Below are 17,179 nucleotides of genomic sequence, written 5' to 3' on the forward strand. Positions count from 1 at the left end.
CATTATCTCCTTTATCCCCAGATTCGGTCATGTGACCACTCATTGTTCCACTCATCCGTAGGCTCGAACAAACCCTTCCGCTTGGGATTCATGTGTTCCATCAATACCGCTTCATCCACGTCATCAAATCCCAGACCCGGCTTATCTGATAAGGTAATAAATCCGTCTTTTACAATAGGCCCGTCCGTTCCAGTTACAATATCATTCCACCAAGGGACATCATGAGAATGGTATTCCATCGCCACCAGATTGTCGCCTGATGCCGCACATACATGTGCTGCTGCCAACGCTCCAATGGGTGTTTCTGCCATATGTACCACGGCTGCAATTCCATACTGTTCTGCTGTATCGATAATCCGCTTTGTCTCTCCAATTCCTCCTGCGGTCAGCACATCAGGATGAATGACAGACACTGCCTTTTTTTCAAAAAGAGGCATGAAGTTTTCCAGCAGATAAATGTCTTCTCCCGTACACATCTTGACAGGAACGCTCTGGCACAACTGCTGCCACTGGCCTGTATAAAACCATGGCGTACAGTCCTCCATCCAGGCAATATTATATTTTTCAAGCCTTTGCCCTAACTGGATGCAGCTTTGTAAGTCAACGTGTCCGATGTGGTCGATTGCCAGAGGGATTTCGTATCCGATCATCTCTCTTATAATTTTCACGTAGTTCTCCAGATAATCGAGGCCCTTTTTCGTAATGGATACAAAGGTAAATGGATGGGGTACGCTCATGAAATCTGCAAATTCCTTATTCGTAATTCCAAAAGACAGCTCCTGCTGGCTGAATTGCCTTAATGTGTCCACGTAACCTAAAGGTGCATTGATGGCGCCTTCTATATCTACCAGCAAATCGATTCCCAGGTCCATTTTCAGCATGGTAAATCCGGCATTCATTCTGCTGAGAAGAGCATTTCCCATGTCCTCTGGAGTATGCTTTCCATCCACGTCAGTATCGCAGTATACCCTTATTTTATCCCGGTTCTTTCCACCCAGCATCTGATATACAGGAATGCCGTATGCCTTGCCTGCAAGGTCCCATAAGGCGACTTCGATTCCGCTCACTCCGCCGCCCTGTCTCGCATGTCCTCCAAACTGCCTGATTTTCCGGAAAATGCGGTTAATGTTGCAGGGATTCTCTCCTAATAACAAACGTTTTAAAGTTAAAGCATAAAACTTGTTGGAAAAATCTCTGATTTCTCCATATCCCACAAGCCCCTGATTGGTCTCCAGTCTGAGAATCGTACAGTCCATAGGCGCCCCTACGATATCAGTAAACCTCATATCAGTGATTTTTAACTGGGAGGGACATATTTTGTCACGGTTCATTTCAGTACCCCTTTCTATCCTTTTATTCCTGTTATTTGACATGCCATTTCTGCCAGTAACGCTTCCAGCCTTGGATTAAACTATTTCTCCTTGACATTGTCTGTTGTCTCTCTCATATCATATCAGACCTTTTATTTTATTTCTTATATGCTTCTGATAAATGTTCTTATATATTGATATTTTGTTCTTTCAAGCTGTTGCTTTTATCATTCTGAGAGACGTTTCTGGAATAAAAAGATTTGAGGGCCGAAAATGGCTGTCACTCCTCTTTGCAAAGAGAAGCAAACAAATCATACAGCTCCGGCAATACCTTTTTCAGAGAAACCGGGCGCTTTTTGTTGGCGTCAAAGTAGCAATGCCTGCTCTCTCCCACGGCCCGAAGCTTGCCGCTTTCTGCATCAGTCATCTGATACTCCACGGTCATTTTGGCCGGAGTCAGGGAGGTGATTGACACCTGGATATTTACCACATCATTGAACCGGACCATGGACTTGTACTCACAGGATATGCCAAGCAGCGCAAAGTCAATTCCGGAACTGACGGCGCGGTCATATCCAAAACCCATTTGCTCCATAAAATCTACTCTGGCCTCTTCCATCCAGTGAATATAATTTGCATGATGGATGATGCCCATCTGGTCTGTTTCATAGTACTGTGCTTTTCGGGAATACGGTTTCAGATTCATAAAGTATTTCTCCTTTTTAAATTCATTTCTGCCTGGGTCATATAAAAGTCTTTCCTTCATCATAGCACATATTCATATGCAAAAAAAGACACACCTCCCTTTGACGGAAAATATGTCTTTTTCAGCACTTTCTAACACCGCACCCCGGCAAATCCTCACTTTACAACATGCTTTAAAAAAATACTCACAATCTCAGGATCGAACTGGATTCCCGAATTTTTCTCAATTTCCCTTAATGCATCTTCTTTGCTCATTCCCCTGCGGTAGACACGGTCATTTGTCATTGCATCAAAGGAATCCGCCACAGCCAGAATTCGGCACAACAGAGGAATCTCTCTGCCCTTTAACCCGTATGGATAGCCCTTTCCATCCCACCTCTCATGATGGGAAAGGATGAGGTCTGCCACCATGGCGAGTTCGGGATTTGCCTGTGCAATGCGGTAGCCGATTTCCGGGTGGCGCTTCATCTCTGTCCATTCCTCTGCAGTGAGCGCTCCCGGTTTTTTCAGTATATTGGAGTCAATTCCAACCTTTCCGATATCGTGAAGCTTTGCCAGCAGGGACAGCTCCGCCATTTCCGTTGACGATATCTCCAGCTCCCGTCCGATCAAATGGCAGTGTCCCTCAATCCTGTCAGAATGGGTCTTGGTTTCATTGCTGTTTTCATAGAGGGTGACCAGCAGCGTGTTGATAATCGCATTGCGGTAGCTTTTCCCGTTTAACAGCTTGTGCCTGTACATAAATTCCTCAGCTTCCCGCAGGGTATCTGCAATGCTGTCAGCCAGAGAGCTTTTTATGGAACAGCCAAGAGAAAGGCTGCATGGAAGCCCTCTCTCCTTGAGGCAAGCAGACGTATTTCTGATCTGCACCATAATTTCTTCCGCTTCACACAAATCCGTCTGGGGCAGAAAAGCGACCAGCTCATCGCCGCCCCACCGCGCGATAAAAGCATTGGGTTTACAGTTTTTCTGAAATAATTCGGCCACATCCTTTAGCAGCTTATCCCCTGCCTTATGGCCAAAGGCATCGTTTGCAATTTTCAGCCCATTGACATCCCCCATGATGACTGCAATGGGAAGATTTTGAGGCCGGTTTAACTGGGAGCTCACTTCTTCCATATACTGCCGGTTATAAAGGCCTGTAAGGGCGTCGTGATAGCTTAAAAATTCAATACGCCTGCGGTACTTTTCTTCCGTACTGATATGCAATTCCCTTTCAAGAAAAAGCTCTTCCCGGTAGCATTCCCTGTCTGTCACGTCAAAGAGGGTCGTACAGAGCAGCCGGGGATTTGCTCCCAGCGGCGCAGAGGAATAGACATCAAAAAGCCTCACTTCACCGCTTTTTAAAAGATAAGGAGCTGCCGAAAACAGCACTCCGGATGACCGTTTTTTCCGAACCTCCCCATGCTGTACGTTCACAGGCAAAAGGTTAAATTCCTGGACCTTACGGCCGATCATCTCATCAGGGCAATATCCCAGATAGCTGCATAGAGCCGGATTCACCTCTGCAATTTCCCCGCTGGCCGTATCAAAAACCAGATTGAACAGGGAGTCAAACAGTTCGAGTATCCCTGCCATACTCTCCCTTTGCATACTCATACCCGCACCCTCACTAATATTTGCCAGATGCTGCGTCAAAAGCCGGAAGCACTTCTTTATTCGCAGCAGCCGTTTTGCCGGATATTGCTCCGTCCTCTCTCAGCCGGAACCGTCCCACTAAATCTCTCATGAGTTCCGCCTGGCCGCTTAATTCTTCACTGGCTGCCGCGCTTTCCTCCGCTGTCGCAGAATTGGTCTGAACAACCGCAGATATCTGCTCCACACCCGTTGTAATCTGGGCGATGGCGTGTGACTGTTCTTCAGAGGCCTTGGCAATATGCCAAACCGCCTCGTCCACGGCTTCCGTTTTTTCTACCACGGCGCGCAGAGAATTTGCGGTCTCAGAAGCGTGTTTCGTTCCATTTTCAACAGCGGAAATGGCGCCTTCAATCAGGCCGGTGGTATTCTTTGCCGCTTCGGCACACTTTCCGGCAAGGCTGCGCACCTCGTCAGCCACCACGGCAAAGCCCTTTCCGGCTTCTCCTGCGCGGGCTGCCTCCACCGCTGCATTCAGCGCCAGAATATTGGTCTGGAAGGCGATATCGTCAATGGTTTTGATGATTTTGCCGATTTCTGAGGAGGCGCCTGCCATTTCCTCCATGGACGACATAAGGGCATCCATGTGTTCATTGCTCTCTTTTACCCCTGCGCCGGATTCATTGGAAAGGCGGCTTGCAAGGGTGGCATTTTTTGCAGTCTCACTGATATGCTGTGAGATTTCCAAAAGAGTTGCCGATAACTCCTCCACAGAGCTGGCCTGTTCTGCGGCTCCCTGGCTGAGGGCCTGAGCGCTGCTCGATACCTGTTCAGAGCCTGCCGACACCTGATTGGCTGCCGTATTGATTTCCGTAAGGGTCCGGCTCAAATTGCGGTTAATGCCGCGCATGGCGAGGAGAATGTTGCGGTAGTCTCCCACATATTTCTCTTCATACTGGGTCGCCAGACGGAAATTTCCTTCTGCCATCTCTCCCAGCATGTAATTCACATCAGAGATAATGATTTTCAAACGCTCCGACATTTCGCCAAATGCCCTGGCCAGAATTCCTATCTCATCCTCTGACTGGGCCTTGACCTCGATGTCCAGTTCACCGCGGGCAATCTGCTCTGCAGCAGTTACCACACCGTTGATGGGTCCCAGCATCCGCTTCAGCAGGATGGTTACCACAGTAATGACCAGCACAAGAATTAAAACAGCCAGCCCAACCATCATGATGCTCAGGCGGACCACCGCTTCATTGAGGTCGGATTCCTCAGCCGCGGTAATTGACCACCAGGTTTCCTCTCCTGCCTGAATCGGGAAATAGTACTCCACCAGGTTCACACCTTCACTGTCGGTTACGATCCGGAAGGGAAGCCCCGCCTTTTTCTGCTCACTGATCTGTCCGGCCTGCTGGGCGCTTAAAAGATCACTTAAATTTTTTCCAACTAAATCCGGTAACTGGCTGTCATATACGATGGTGCCGTCATCGGTGACAACTTCTGCAAACATGGTGGAGTAGTTCTCACTGGTGGACCTCAGTTTTGAGAAATTATCCACATTGATGTCCACCATCACCACGCCCTGGGTTGCTCCGTCGTGGACAATGGGAAATGCGGCTGTGATCATGTTCATATTCATTTTCTGCTCAAAAAATGGGTTGGTAAAAAGATTTTTCTGGGAGGATGCCGCCTGGGAGTAATAGTCCATGGTGCTGTATTCAGAATGTTTGCCGTATTGCTGTACGGTCTGATCAGCCGCATTATTCCGGTCCACATAGACGGCATAGTCCTGGATATTGCCGTCAAAGGCATAGGGCTCGAAAAAGGTGCCGATTCCGGCGATATCGGGATTGCTGTTTATGGCTGACCACGCATTGCGCAGAATATAGTTTTCCGCATCTTTATTGATTTCTTCAATATCTACATGGTAGGCCATGCTCTTCTCCATGGGAAAAGGAATTTTGTTGCCTTCCTCGTCTGTCGCCTGTGTGGCGAGCATACCATCGTATTCGCTGTAGGCAATTTTCAAGTAATCCTGAAAATTTTTCGCCACAGAGGTGGCATTATCCATGATCCCCTGCACAATGACGCCGTTTTCATCGGCCATGCCTGAAAACTCGTCATCAATGGTCCTCCTCATCTCCTTGCTGGCAGACAAGACCGATGTGAGGATGAGTACGGTCAGTAGAATGGTCAGAACGACCGCGATTGCCAGAGATGTTTTGGCAGCTAATTTCATTTTTTTCAGTTTCACACTATTGTTCCCCTTTTCATTTGATATTTTTATTGACTTGACATTGGTTATAAAATAGGTAATAGAGGGACATATTTTTATCAAAAAGGTACACTTATATAGCAGCCCCAATGCCTTTTGTTTTAAAAATTTGAATTAGCATAATTTCTCAAACAAATACAAGAACAAATCTAAATTTTGTTGTAATTTGTCAAATTTTGTTATACACTATACTGGTTACAATATGCGGGAACTATTTGCCAAAAAGGTGTACCTTTATAACAAATAGACTTTTATAATAAATTCTATCATTCCCTGCCATAATGAGGAGGTAGGGAGGTTTTTTTTATGAAAAATTTTTACGGATACATGCGTGTATCTTCACTTGATCAAAACATTGAACGGCAGAAAAAGGAATTGTTACACTGGGGAATCATTGAAAAGAATTTATTTTATGACAAGCTGTCAGGAAAAGATTTTAACAGGCCCCAGTATCAGAAACTGAAACGCAAGCTGAAAGAAGGCGATGTTCTCGTTGTAAAGAGCATTGACCGTCTGGGCAGGAACTACGATGATATTCAGGAAGAATGGCGTGAAATTGTCAAAAACAGAAAGGCTGATATCGTGATTTTAGATATGCCGATTCTGGACACCAGAACCAACAAGGACTTAGTGGGCACCCTGATTTCTGATATCGTCCTACAGCTTCTCTCCTACGTTGCCCAATCCGAGAGGGAAAACATCCGGCAGAGGCAGGCGGAGGGAATCGCCATTGCCAAGGCCCAGGGAAAGCATTTGGGACGGTTTCCCTCACCCATTCCGGAAGAATTTTACCCTGTCTATGAAAAATGGACTCAGCACCTCTATACCCTGGAAACTGCAAGCCAGGAATTGGGCATCACTGTCAGCCAGTTTCGTACCATGATAAAAAAACATATGAAATCAACTTCGGATAAGGATTTAGAATAAGAAAGAGAACAAAAAAGCGCCCCCTTGAAGACGACCGTCTCCAGGGGGCGCTTTTTGACTGACTGCTGCTTTTGTTTTATACTACTTCCTGCTCTTTACCGATTGCCCTATGGCTGCCGCAACGCCGCCAAACAGTGCGCCTGCAATGGGCCACACAATCCAGGTGATGTGCCAGTCATTTGTAACGAAGCTCCAGCCCAGGTAAATCGCTGTCGCTACCGGCCAGTAAATGCCTGCAATTCTATCAATTTTTCTGGCATTTTCTCTCTCCTCTGGTGTATATTCTCCTTCGCCGAGAAGGAGATCATAGGAATTTTTCACTGTACCGGCATTGATTAACAGGTAAACTCCTATGGAAACCAGAACTAATAGGAGTACGATAAATTCTATAAGAATAATTTCCGGCGCCTCTATGGCACCTCCCACAACCAGCGGCAGCGCGGCAAGAATACACAAGATTACACCGATGGCTGTGTTTTGTACATATTTCAGTCTGAACTTCTCTTTTCGCTCATTCAATATCCCATTGAGTCCATATTCCAGCTCAAATTCATTATCATCCAGGTATTTGTATCGCTCCATCTTTGAACTGCTGATTATGAAAATACCTACAGCAGTTGAAACCATAATAAGAATTGCAGCCACCCCAAGTCCGATGGCAAGGCCCTCACCAATGCCCATGTCGTTGTCTGCCAGGCCTGCCAGCAAAAGCAAAAGTGCCGGTGAAAGAATGCAAAGCACCACACCGCGTGAGGTCCATTTGCCATGAATTGCTTTATCCTTTATAAATTCGTTTGCGGTCTGAAGGGATACCTTCACATAATCATCGCTTTCGTCTGTTTCGGAATAAGCGAGGGATTCTATTTCATCTTTTAATAGGTAGTCTGTGGTTACGCCAAATACCTTTGACAATTCCAGTATGCGGTTCATATCTGGAATTGCGGCTGCACTTTCCCATTTGGATACGGATTGCCTGGACACATTCAGCTTTTCTGCCAGTTCCTCCTGGGACCAGCCGTTGCTTTTTCTTAATTCCAGTATTTTATCTGCTAAGATCATTTTTGCCTCCTTCTTTTATAGAACAATTGAATCATGTTTGAAACACTTTCAGTAAGATATCTTAAGCAGATTATAGCAGTTATTGAGGTTGCATGCTATCAACATCACTTATAAATTGCGCAACTGACGGTTGCAACTAAGGGTTACTATGCCCTGGACAGCAGGATTATACAGCAAATACTGGAATTGCCTTGCAAAAAAATAAAGCGGATACCTCTCCGGCATCCACTCCCTCATTCGTCTCGTTCATATGAAATAAAAACTCACAAACCTTCCTGAATTTACGCAAAATAAAAGCCCCAACCCCGTAGCTCTCTGTCTACAAAACCGGAACTTTTGATGCGCCTTCAGGGACTCGAACCCTGGACAAATAGATTAAGAGTCTACTGCTCTACCAACTGAGCTAAAGGCGCTTGCTTGTCTTTTGTTGTGCCGTGTCTCAAGCACGTGTGTAATTATATATCTGTATCCGTCAAAAGTCAACACCTTTTTTACAAAAATTTCACAAGAATTTTAAATTTATTTATTATTCTTATTTTTCTTTGAACTTCCGCCCAGGGTTTTGTTCACTTCTACAAAAGATTTGTTCAAAATGAGCAACTGCCGGTTTAAATCCGCCTTATCGCTGGTTGCCTGGAAAAGTTTTCCGGTGATCTTATTTTTCATTCCCATAACCGCGGCTCCATATCGGTTCCTTTTGCCCTATTATATGCAAAACCGGCGTCCAGGTTTAAAGCCCTGACGCCGGTTTTTTCATATAATCAGGCTCTGCCTGCCACCAGTTTATAAATGGGATTTCCCTTAGAGGAAAATTTCTCCTCGTATTCTGTCATCACGTTGCCCTCTCCCATTTCGCTCCGATGTAAGTCAAAGGTGTGCTCCCTGATCTTCCAGCCTGCGCGGGGAATGGATTCCAGGGAGTATTCAAACAGCCCCTTATTATCGGTCTTAAATTCCACAACTCCCTCAGGCGTCAAAATGGTGTCATAAACCGCCATAAATTCCTCAGAAGTCAGCCTGCGCTTTGCGTGGCGGTCCTTGGGCCAGGGATCGGAAAAGTTTAAGTATACCTTCTGTACCTCCCCCTTCTCAAAAATATCGCCCAGGTTTATGGCATCCACACACATAAAATAGATATTGTCAAGCTCCAGCCCGGCCCGTTTTTGAAGCCCTCTCAAAAGCACGCTGGGATACCGTTCAATTCCTACATAATTGATTTCCGGGTGAAGAAAAGCCAGTTCCATGATAAAACGGCCTTTTCCCATGCCCACCTCTATTTCTATGGGATTTTCATTTCCAAATACTTCCTTCCAGTCCCCCTTTTTTTCAGAAGGGTTCTGGACCACATATGGGCTGCCTGCGATTTCTTCCTCTGAGCCTGGTATGTGACGTAACCTCATATTGTAATTCCTCTTTTCGTCTCGTCTTTTTAAACTGCCTTGGCATTTTCAATTGATTGTATCATACAAGGCGGATTCATGGCAAGACGGCTATTTTTTACGTTTTTCTTTCAAATCAAATTTCGACAAAATAACAGGTGCGCAATTCGGAATAATCTAGTATAATGTCTGTATATATGGCATATAACCGTTTTTGCAAAGGAGGAAATATATATGGGAACCGCAGATAACAGTTTCTGGGCCAGAGTCCAGCAGGGCTTAAGGGAGACAGAAACACTCATGAGCCAGAAACAGCATAACATGTCCATGATCAAAGCCCGGCAGACCCTGGAATACATCGTGAACTTTTTAGGCGAAAGAGCCCTGATCGTGGAAGGCGACTTGGCCGACAGCATTGACCAGTTATTTGAAGGACGTTTTATTTCCCAGGACACCAGGGATCACTACCATCGAATCCGCATGCTGGGAAACAAGGCTGTCCATGAAGGCGACGACAGTCCCTATGATGCCAGTGAAGCGTGCCAGCTTCTGGCTCAGGAAGTCAAGGCCCTTGGCGGACTCATGGGACTTGGCAGACAGAGCGCTCCTCCCATGAGCCATCAGCCAGGTGCTGTCAGCACTGTGCCCATCACCTCCCGCAATGCCCCCTCCCGAAGAGCTCCGGGAAGTGAGGCTCCAAAAGCCGCAGCTCCAAGGAATGCAGCAGCAAGACCTGCCTCACAGAGAACGGGAGAACGCCCGTCCGGAACCAGACCCTCCGGGTCAAGACAGCCAGCATCCAGGTCTTCCCAAAGACCTTCCCAGAGGTCCGTTTCCCGTAACGGCCAGAGGATTTCCTCCCAGAGCAGAAGCAGAAGGCGTTCCAGAAACCGTGGCTTTGATCCCTATGACTTATTAAAGCCCGCGCTTATTTTCCTGGCTCTTTTAGTGGTTGTCATGATCTTTGTAAAGCTTGTACCCGGAAAAGGCGATAAAAAAGAAACCACAGCCTCCCAGACTCCCACAGAGATTTCAACAGAATCCATGCTTCCTACGGAGACACCGCCGGAGACTGCCGCCCCGTCTACAGAGGCGCCTAAGATTTATACCACCTCAAGCAAGCTGAATGTGCGCTCAGAACCGTCTACGGAAAGCACCAGGCTGGGTAGTCTGGCAAGCGGCACTGTCGTTGATTATGTGGAAACCTACGATGACAAGTGGACCGTCATCATGTTTGAAGGCAAACAGGCATACGTTGCCACTGAATTTTTAACTGTATCAGAAGCAGAATCAGAGGAAACGGGAGAGACTTCTCCGGTTTCTGAAAGTTCTTCAAGAAGCACCCCCTGACATACCCTGTAAACAAAAAAGCAGAGGCGCCGGAGGATACTCCGATGGCCCCTGCTTTTTTTTATTTTTTTGTAGCATTTTTAAAAAATAGTAGTATTATGAGAGTTATGAGTCAATGATATATTTAACCATCAGGAAGGGAGGGCAAGATATGGATGCTGTAATTGAAAAAATATCCGAGATCGAATCGGCTGCAACCGATATTATGGAAGCAGCGGCCCAGAGAAAAAAAACATTTTTTAAAGAAATGGAGGAACGGACTGCCGCATTTGACGCTCAGCTTGAAAAAGAAACGGAAAAAGAGCTGGAGGAACTGAGAGCCGGCATGGAAGTTTCCATGAATGAACGTTTAAAAAAGCAGCGAAGCGATTCCCAAAAGCTTCTGGAAACCATGGAGAAGCGATACGAAGAGCACCATACCCAATATGTAGAGGATTTGTTTCATACTATAACAAAGGAGTGATCCCATGGGAGACCTGCTATCCTACAGCGGCATTACCACTAAGATTCGGGCCATGGAAAGCCGCTTAATCACGGAAAGCCATTTCCGGGACATGGCGTCCCTTGAAACAGTTTCCGACGCAGTGGAATATTTGCGGCGCCTTCCCGCTTATGAAGGAGTGTTTCAAAACTTAGAAGGGGAGCTTCACCGGGGAGTCATTGAACAGCGCCTGATCCTCTCTCTTTATCAGGATTTCGCAAAGCTCTACCGGTTCGCCAACTTAGACCAGCGAAAGTTCCTGGATTTGTATTTTATGCACTTTGAAATCAGTATTCTTAAAAAATGCTTCCGCAATGCCATGGGCCACAGCCGCCCGGACATCGATCTTCTGGCATTTCGGGAGTTTTTTGATAAGCATTCCCGGCTGGATTTGGTGAAACTCTCCTCTTCCGCCGATATTTCTTCCTTTATTGCAGACCTGGAAGGGTCGGTCTATTACGGCCTTTTAGCTGAACTGGAAGACGGAAAACAGCCCGCCTTATTCGATTATGAGGTCCGTTTAGACCTTCTGTATTTTAAAAGCGTCTGGAAGGTCATGGGCAGGCATTTAACCCGGAAGGAGAGAAAAATCCTCTCCCGCTGCTTTGGAAGCCGGATGGATTTACTGAATATCCAGTGGATTTACCGTTCAAAAAAGTATTACCATCTGCAGCCAGCAGATATTTATTCTCTTCTGATTCCCATCCACTACCAATTGACCAGGGAACAGGTCACGAAGATGGCGGAGGCAGCCTCAGATGATGAGTTTTACAGCGTTTTACGGTCCACCTTTTACGGCCGCCTCACAGACTTGGAGGCCAGGGACCGGCCAGATTTGGAAAGCCTTACCCAAAAGGCTTTGAATAAAATTTACCGCTCAGCCAGCCAGCAAAATCCCTATTCCATTGCTGTGCTGAATTCATATCTCTATTTTAAAGAAGAAGAGATTCAAAAAATTATCACACTCATAGAGAGCATCCGGTACAGCATAAATCCGGAAGAAATTATCTCCTATGTAGTCGCACAGTAAAGGAGGCTGCCATTTCGTGATAGAAAAGATGAAATTCTTAAGCATCACCGGACCGAAAGAGGACATTGACCGGGTTATTGACACCTACTTGTCAAAATATGAAATCCACCTGGAAAATGCCCTGTCGGAATTAAAAACGGTGAAAAACTTAAGGCCTTATATTGAAACAAACCCATACCGGGAGGCTTACCAGAAAGCCATGGAGCTGGCAAAGCTGCTTCCGGCCCTGGAACCCTCCCGCAGAGAGATTTCCGTCCAGCAGGCCGCAGTCATGGTGGAGGAAATTGACCGGCAGGTACAGGATTTTACAAAGGATGAACAGGAGCTTTTATCGAGGCAGAATTCCCTTCAGGAATCCTTAGACCGGGTCCTGCCCTTTGTAGGACTGAATTATGACTTAAGCGCCATCCTTCATTTTAAATACATCAAGTTCCGCTTTGGACGGATTTCCCATGAATACTACAGGAAATTCCAGGACTATGTCTATGACACCATTGATACCGTTCTTTACAAATGCAGGGAGGACCAGGAATATGTGTGGCTGGTTTATTTTGCGCCTGAAACCATATCACACCAGATCGATGCCATTTACGCTTCCATGCATTTTGAGCGGTTCTTTCTGCCGGATGAATACAAGGGAACTCCTACGGATGCCATACACTCCCTTCAGGACGACATAAGCGCCCTCCAGAAGGACTTAGACCGGCTCCGCAGCCAGAGGACCCAGATGCTTTCCGAACGGAAAGAGGATTTAGCCGCTGCCTTGCACAGGCTGGAGACTTTTTCTGAAAACTTCAATGTCCGGAAACTGGCAGCCTGCACCAAAAAGGATGTGAATACGTTCTACATCCTCTGCGGCTGGATGAGCAGCCGGGATGCTGTGGCTTTTCAGAAAGAAATCGCTGATGACAAAAAAACCTTCTTCTTTGCGGAGGACGACCACAATAACATTTTAAGCAAGCCGCCCACCAAGCTGAAAAATCCCAAGCTGTTCCGGCCCTTTGAAATGTTCATCGGCATGTACGGCCTTCCCGCCTACAACGAAATCGATCCCACAGTTTTAATCGGAGTCATCTACTCCTTCCTGTTCGGATTCATGTTCGGAGATGTGGGCCAGGGACTCTGCCTGCTGCTTGGAGGACTGTTCCTCTTTCGCCAAAAGAAGCTGAACTTAGGAGCCATCATCTCCTGCTGCGGCTTTTTCTCAACCGTATTCGGATTTTTGTTTGGCAGCATATTCGGGTTTGAGCACATCATCGACCCGGTCTGGCTCCGCCCCATGGAACACATGACCAGCCTGCCCTTTATCGGAAAGCTGAACACGGTGTTCATCACTGCGGTTTCCCTTGGCATGGGAATCATCCTCATGACCATGGTTTTAAATATCATAAACAGCGTCCGCTCTCACGATACGGAAAAAATATGGTTTGATACCAACGGAGCGGCGGGCCTCGCTTTTTACGCCAGCCTTGTGCTGACCATAGCTCTTTATATGACTGGAAGACCCATTCCGGCCACCCTGCTTTTGATCGTTCTCTTTGTCATTCCTTTGGGACTCATGTTCTTTAAGGAGCCCCTGACCCATCTGGCGGAGAAAAAAGTTCACAAAGCCGAAGGCGGCAAAGGCATGTTCGTGGTCCAGGGCTTTTTCGAGCTGTTTGAAGTGCTTTTAAGCTATTTTTCCAATACCCTTTCCTTTGTCCGTGTGGGCGCGTTTGCCATCAGCCATGCGGCCATGATGGAAGTGGTGCTCATGCTGTCCGGCGCAGAAGCAGGAAATCCCAACTGGGTGGTTGTGGTCCTTGGAAATTTATTTGTCTGCGGCATGGAGGGACTGATCGTTGGAATTCAGGTCCTTCGTCTGGAATATTACGAATTGTTCAGCCGTTTCTACCGCGGAACCGGCCGTGAATTTAAGCCTTACGGAAAGAAAAATTAAAAACCATATCGGAGGTAAATCCTATGTCTAATTTAGTAAAAATCATATTTGCAGCTGCATTAACCTTAAGCATTGTCCTTCCTCTCGCCGCTTTTGCCGCAGGAGAAAAGACAAAGGGACGTTATAAGACCGCTCTCGGTGTCAACGCATTCTTATTCTTTGGAACCCTTATCGTATCCAGTATCTTCATGTTCAACGGCAGCGCTTTCGCTGAGGAAACCGCAGGCGCTGTAACAGGAACCGTTGCCGGCATGGGATATTTAGCAGCCGCTCTTTCCACTGGCCTTGCCTGCATCGGAGGCGGTATTGCCGTTTCTGCTGCTGCCAGTGCAGCTCTTGGAGCCATCAGCGAAGATGGTTCTATCCTCGGTAAATCACTGATCTTCGTTGGCCTTGCCGAAGGTGTGTGCCTCTATGGACTGATCATCTCTTTCATGATCTTAGGAAAGCTGTAATTATGAAAATGTATCTGATCAGTGACAACGTGGATACCTGGACCGGCATGAGACTGGCCGGGGTAGAAGGTGCCGTTGTCCATGAAAAAGCTGAGTTAAAAAGTGAACTGGATAAAGTCCTGGCCGACAGGGATATCGGAATCGTCCTTTTAACGGAGAAATTCGGCAGAGAGTTTCCTGACATCATCAACGATGTGAAGCTGAACCGGAGACTTCCGCTGATCATAGAAATTCCGGACCGCCATGGAACCGGCCGCAAGCCGGACTTTATTACAGATTATGTGAACGAAGCCATCGGATTAAAACTATAGAAAGAGGTGGTCATCTTGACAACTGAGGAAAAACTGCAGCATTTCTTAAGCTTCTGCATGGAAGATGCCAGAACCCGCAGCGCAAAAATGCTTGACGAATATACGGCTGCCCTGGAGGAATCATTTGCCGAGCATCAAAAGGATGCAAAGGCACGGGCCAGACAGCAGGTAGCCATGGAACGGGAACAGATGGAAAGGGAAATCAACAAACGGCTTTCCCTGGAACAGATCGGCATGAAACGGGAGTTCGGAAAAAAGCAGGATGAATTAAAAGAAAAGCTGTTTACAGAGCTGAAGGACCGGCTGACGGAGTTTATGAAAACCCCGGAATACGGCCGTCTTCTGGAAAAACAGGTACAGGAAGCAACAGAGCTGGCCGGCAAGGAGTTCATGACCATTTACTTAACTCCTGAGGATGAGGAAAAGGCCAAAAGCCTTACGTTTCCTGCCAGCGCCGATATACGGATAAGCGAATATTCATTTCTGGGAGGAATCCGGGCAGTGATCCCCTCCAGGCATATTTTGATTGACAATTCCTTTGAATCCAGGCTGGAGGAAGAAAAACACGACTTCCGGTTTGATATCAGGGAGATGATGGGAGGTGGGGAAAATGGCTGATACAGGAGTAATCTCCGGAATCAACGGCCCTATTATATACTTAAAGGGAAACCCCGGTTTCCGGATGAATGAAATGGTTTACGTTGGAAATGACCGTCTGGTAGGGGAGGTCATCGGTCTTACGGACCGGCGCACCACCGTCCAGGTGTATGAGGAAACCAGCGGCTTAAGGCCGGGGGAAAACGTGACCTCCACCGGCTTTCCCGTGTCTGTCACACTGGCTCCCGGTATTTTGAGCAATATTTTTGACGGAATTGAGCGCCCTTTAAAAGAGATTTCAAAGACAGGCGGAGCTTACATTGACCGTGGAATCCAGGTGGATTCTCTTGATCAGTCAAAGCTTTGGAAAACCCATATAACCGTAAAAAAGGGAGAGCACTTATTCCCAGGCGCCATCATTGCCGAGGTTCCTGAGACGCCTGCAGTGGTTCACAAGGTGATGATTCCGCCGGATATGGAAGGGTATGTGGTGGATGCGGCAGAGGATGGAGAGTACACCATATCCGATCCTTTACTGACCCTGCGCCTGTTAGACGGCACGGAGACACAGGTCACCATGACCCAGAAATGGCCCATCCGCATTCCCAGGCCTGTTTTAAAACGGTATCCGGCCACAAAGCCCCTCATTACAGGACAGAGGATCATCGACACCTTATTCCCCCTGGCAAAAGGCGGAACGGCCTGCATTCCGGGAGGCTTCGGAACAGGAAAGACCATGACCCAGCATCAGGTTGCCAAGTGGTCTGATGCGGATATTATTATCTACATCGGCTGCGGAGAGCGGGGAAATGAGATGACCCAGGTTCTTGAGGAATTCTCTGAACTGATCGACCCCCGTTCCGGAAATCCTCTTATGGACCGGACCACACTGATTGCAAACACCTCCAACATGCCCGTTGCCGCCCGTGAAGCCAGCCTTTACTCCGGCCTCACCCTGGCGGAATATTACCGGGACATGGGATATCACGTGGCAATCATGGCGGATTCCACTTCCCGCTGGGCGGAAGCCTTAAGGGAATTGTCAGGCCGTCTGGAGGAAATGCCTGCTGAGGAAGGCTTCCCGGCTTATTTGGCTTCCCGTTTATCCGCCTTTTATGAAAGAGCCGGAATGATGCAGAATATGAACGGAACCGAAGGCTCTGTCACCATTATCGGAGCCGTATCCCCACAGGGAGGCGACTTCTCAGAGCCTGTCACCCAGAATACAAGGCGTTTTGTCCGCTGCTTCTGGGGACTGGACCGGAACCTGGCAAACGAGCGCCATTTCCCGGCCATTCACTGGCTCAGCAGTTATTCGGAATATCTGATGGATTTAGCTCCATGGTACGTGGAGCATGTGGATAAGAGATTCGGGGATTACAGAAACAGGCTGGTCTATCTGCTGACCCAGGAAAGCAGTTTGATGGAAATCGTAAAACTGATCGGCGGGGATATGCTTCCCGATGACCAGAAGCTGATTTTAGAGATTTCAAAGGTCATCCGAATCGGCTTTTTGCAGCAGAACGCATTTCACAAGGACGATACGTGTGTGCCCATGGAAAAGCAGTTTTTGATGATGGACCTGATTCTTTATTTGTACAAAAAATCCCGTTCCCTCATATCCATGGGAATGCCCATGTCCGTGTTAAAGGAGGACCCGATTTTTGACAGGATCATTTCCATCAAATACGATGTTCCCAATGACAGGCTGGATATGTTTGAAGAGTATAAAAAACAGATCGATACATTTTACGATTCCGTCATCGAACGAAACGCATAAGAA

At 47.2% G+C, this 17,179-nt stretch carries 16 protein-coding genes and 1 tRNA gene; 9 read left to right on the plus strand and 8 right to left on the minus strand.

Annotated features, from left to right (window positions below; translation table 11 throughout):
* Positions 1 to 11: 11 nt before the first annotated feature.
* From QM657_RS13075 to QM657_RS13090, 4 genes are all read right to left on the minus strand, one after another.
* A complete protein-coding gene (locus tag QM657_RS13075; protein ID WP_415067128.1) occupies positions 12 to 1,331 on the minus strand; it encodes a mandelate racemase/muconate lactonizing enzyme family protein in 1,320 nt (439 codons plus the stop codon).
* Positions 1,332 to 1,590: 259 nt separating this feature from the next.
* A complete protein-coding gene (locus tag QM657_RS13080) occupies positions 1,591 to 2,016 on the minus strand; it encodes an acyl-CoA thioesterase (protein ID WP_415067129.1) in 426 nt (141 codons plus the stop codon).
* A gap of 155 nt (positions 2,017 to 2,171) precedes the next feature.
* Positions 2,172 to 3,593, minus strand: coding sequence for an HD domain-containing phosphohydrolase (locus QM657_RS13085; protein ID WP_415067131.1), 1,422 nt, complete (start codon positions 3,591 to 3,593; stop codon positions 2,172 to 2,174).
* A gap of 34 nt (positions 3,594 to 3,627) precedes the next feature.
* Positions 3,628 to 5,847: a methyl-accepting chemotaxis protein gene (locus QM657_RS13090; protein ID WP_415067132.1), complete on the minus strand. Its 2,220-nt coding sequence runs from the start codon at positions 5,845 to 5,847 to the stop codon at positions 3,628 to 3,630.
* A 327-nt stretch (positions 5,848 to 6,174) separates the two neighbouring features.
* Between QM657_RS13090 and QM657_RS13095 the strand changes: the two genes are divergently transcribed.
* Complete coding sequence (locus tag QM657_RS13095) at positions 6,175 to 6,795, plus strand: recombinase family protein (RefSeq protein WP_415067133.1); 621 nt, start codon at positions 6,175 to 6,177, stop codon at positions 6,793 to 6,795.
* 81 nt (positions 6,796 to 6,876) lie between these two features.
* On the opposite strand, the gene QM657_RS13100 is transcribed toward QM657_RS13095, so the two are convergent.
* The 4 genes from QM657_RS13100 to trmB all read right to left on the minus strand — a co-directional run bounded on the left by QM657_RS13100 (position 6,877) and on the right by trmB (position 9,254).
* Complete coding sequence (locus tag QM657_RS13100; RefSeq protein ID WP_415067135.1) at positions 6,877 to 7,854, minus strand: helix-turn-helix domain-containing protein; 978 nt, start codon at positions 7,852 to 7,854, stop codon at positions 6,877 to 6,879.
* A gap of 340 nt (positions 7,855 to 8,194) precedes the next feature.
* A tRNA-Lys gene (locus QM657_RS13105) sits at positions 8,195 to 8,267 on the minus strand.
* Between the two features lie 106 nt (positions 8,268 to 8,373).
* Positions 8,374 to 8,526, minus strand: coding sequence for a hypothetical protein (locus QM657_RS13110; protein WP_415067136.1), 153 nt, complete (start codon positions 8,524 to 8,526; stop codon positions 8,374 to 8,376).
* Between the two features lie 89 nt (positions 8,527 to 8,615).
* The gene (gene trmB / locus QM657_RS13115; protein ID WP_415067138.1) at positions 8,616 to 9,254 is read right to left on the minus strand and encodes a tRNA (guanosine(46)-N7)-methyltransferase TrmB; all 639 of its coding nucleotides are present in this window, start codon (positions 9,252 to 9,254) and stop codon (positions 8,616 to 8,618) included.
* Between the two features lie 213 nt (positions 9,255 to 9,467).
* Here trmB and QM657_RS13120 point away from each other — a divergent pair, with 213 nt between their 5' ends.
* From QM657_RS13120 to QM657_RS13155, 8 genes are all read left to right on the plus strand, one after another.
* Positions 9,468 to 10,583, plus strand: coding sequence for an SH3 domain-containing protein (locus QM657_RS13120; RefSeq protein ID WP_415067139.1), 1,116 nt, complete (start codon positions 9,468 to 9,470; stop codon positions 10,581 to 10,583).
* Positions 10,584 to 10,734: 151 nt separating this feature from the next.
* Positions 10,735 to 11,046: an ATPase gene (locus QM657_RS13125; RefSeq protein ID WP_415067141.1), complete on the plus strand. Its 312-nt coding sequence runs from the start codon at positions 10,735 to 10,737 to the stop codon at positions 11,044 to 11,046.
* A 4-nt stretch (positions 11,047 to 11,050) separates the two neighbouring features.
* Entirely contained in the window at positions 11,051 to 12,094 is a 1,044-nt protein-coding gene (locus QM657_RS13130; protein ID WP_415067142.1) for a V0D/AC39 family V-type ATPase subunit, read from the plus strand.
* Between the two features lie 16 nt (positions 12,095 to 12,110).
* A complete protein-coding gene (locus tag QM657_RS13135; protein ID WP_415067143.1) occupies positions 12,111 to 14,033 on the plus strand; it encodes a V-type ATP synthase subunit I in 1,923 nt (640 codons plus the stop codon).
* A gap of 23 nt (positions 14,034 to 14,056) precedes the next feature.
* The gene (locus tag QM657_RS13140) at positions 14,057 to 14,488 is read left to right on the plus strand and encodes an ATP synthase subunit C (protein WP_415067145.1); all 432 of its coding nucleotides are present in this window, start codon (positions 14,057 to 14,059) and stop codon (positions 14,486 to 14,488) included.
* Positions 14,489 to 14,490: 2 nt separating this feature from the next.
* Positions 14,491 to 14,799, plus strand: coding sequence for a V-type ATP synthase subunit F (locus QM657_RS13145; RefSeq protein WP_415067146.1), 309 nt, complete (start codon positions 14,491 to 14,493; stop codon positions 14,797 to 14,799).
* 15 nt (positions 14,800 to 14,814) lie between these two features.
* Complete coding sequence (locus tag QM657_RS13150; protein WP_415067147.1) at positions 14,815 to 15,417, plus strand: V-type ATP synthase subunit E; 603 nt, start codon at positions 14,815 to 14,817, stop codon at positions 15,415 to 15,417.
* A complete protein-coding gene (locus tag QM657_RS13155) occupies positions 15,410 to 17,176 on the plus strand; it encodes a V-type ATP synthase subunit A (protein WP_415067148.1) in 1,767 nt (588 codons plus the stop codon). Before QM657_RS13150 ends, QM657_RS13155 begins: the two co-directional genes overlap by 8 nt.
* Positions 17,177 to 17,179 lie beyond the last annotated feature (3 nt).

Source organism: Lacrimispora sp. (assembly GCF_047605665.1).
GTDB lineage: Bacteria > Bacillota > Clostridia > Lachnospirales > Lachnospiraceae > Lacrimispora.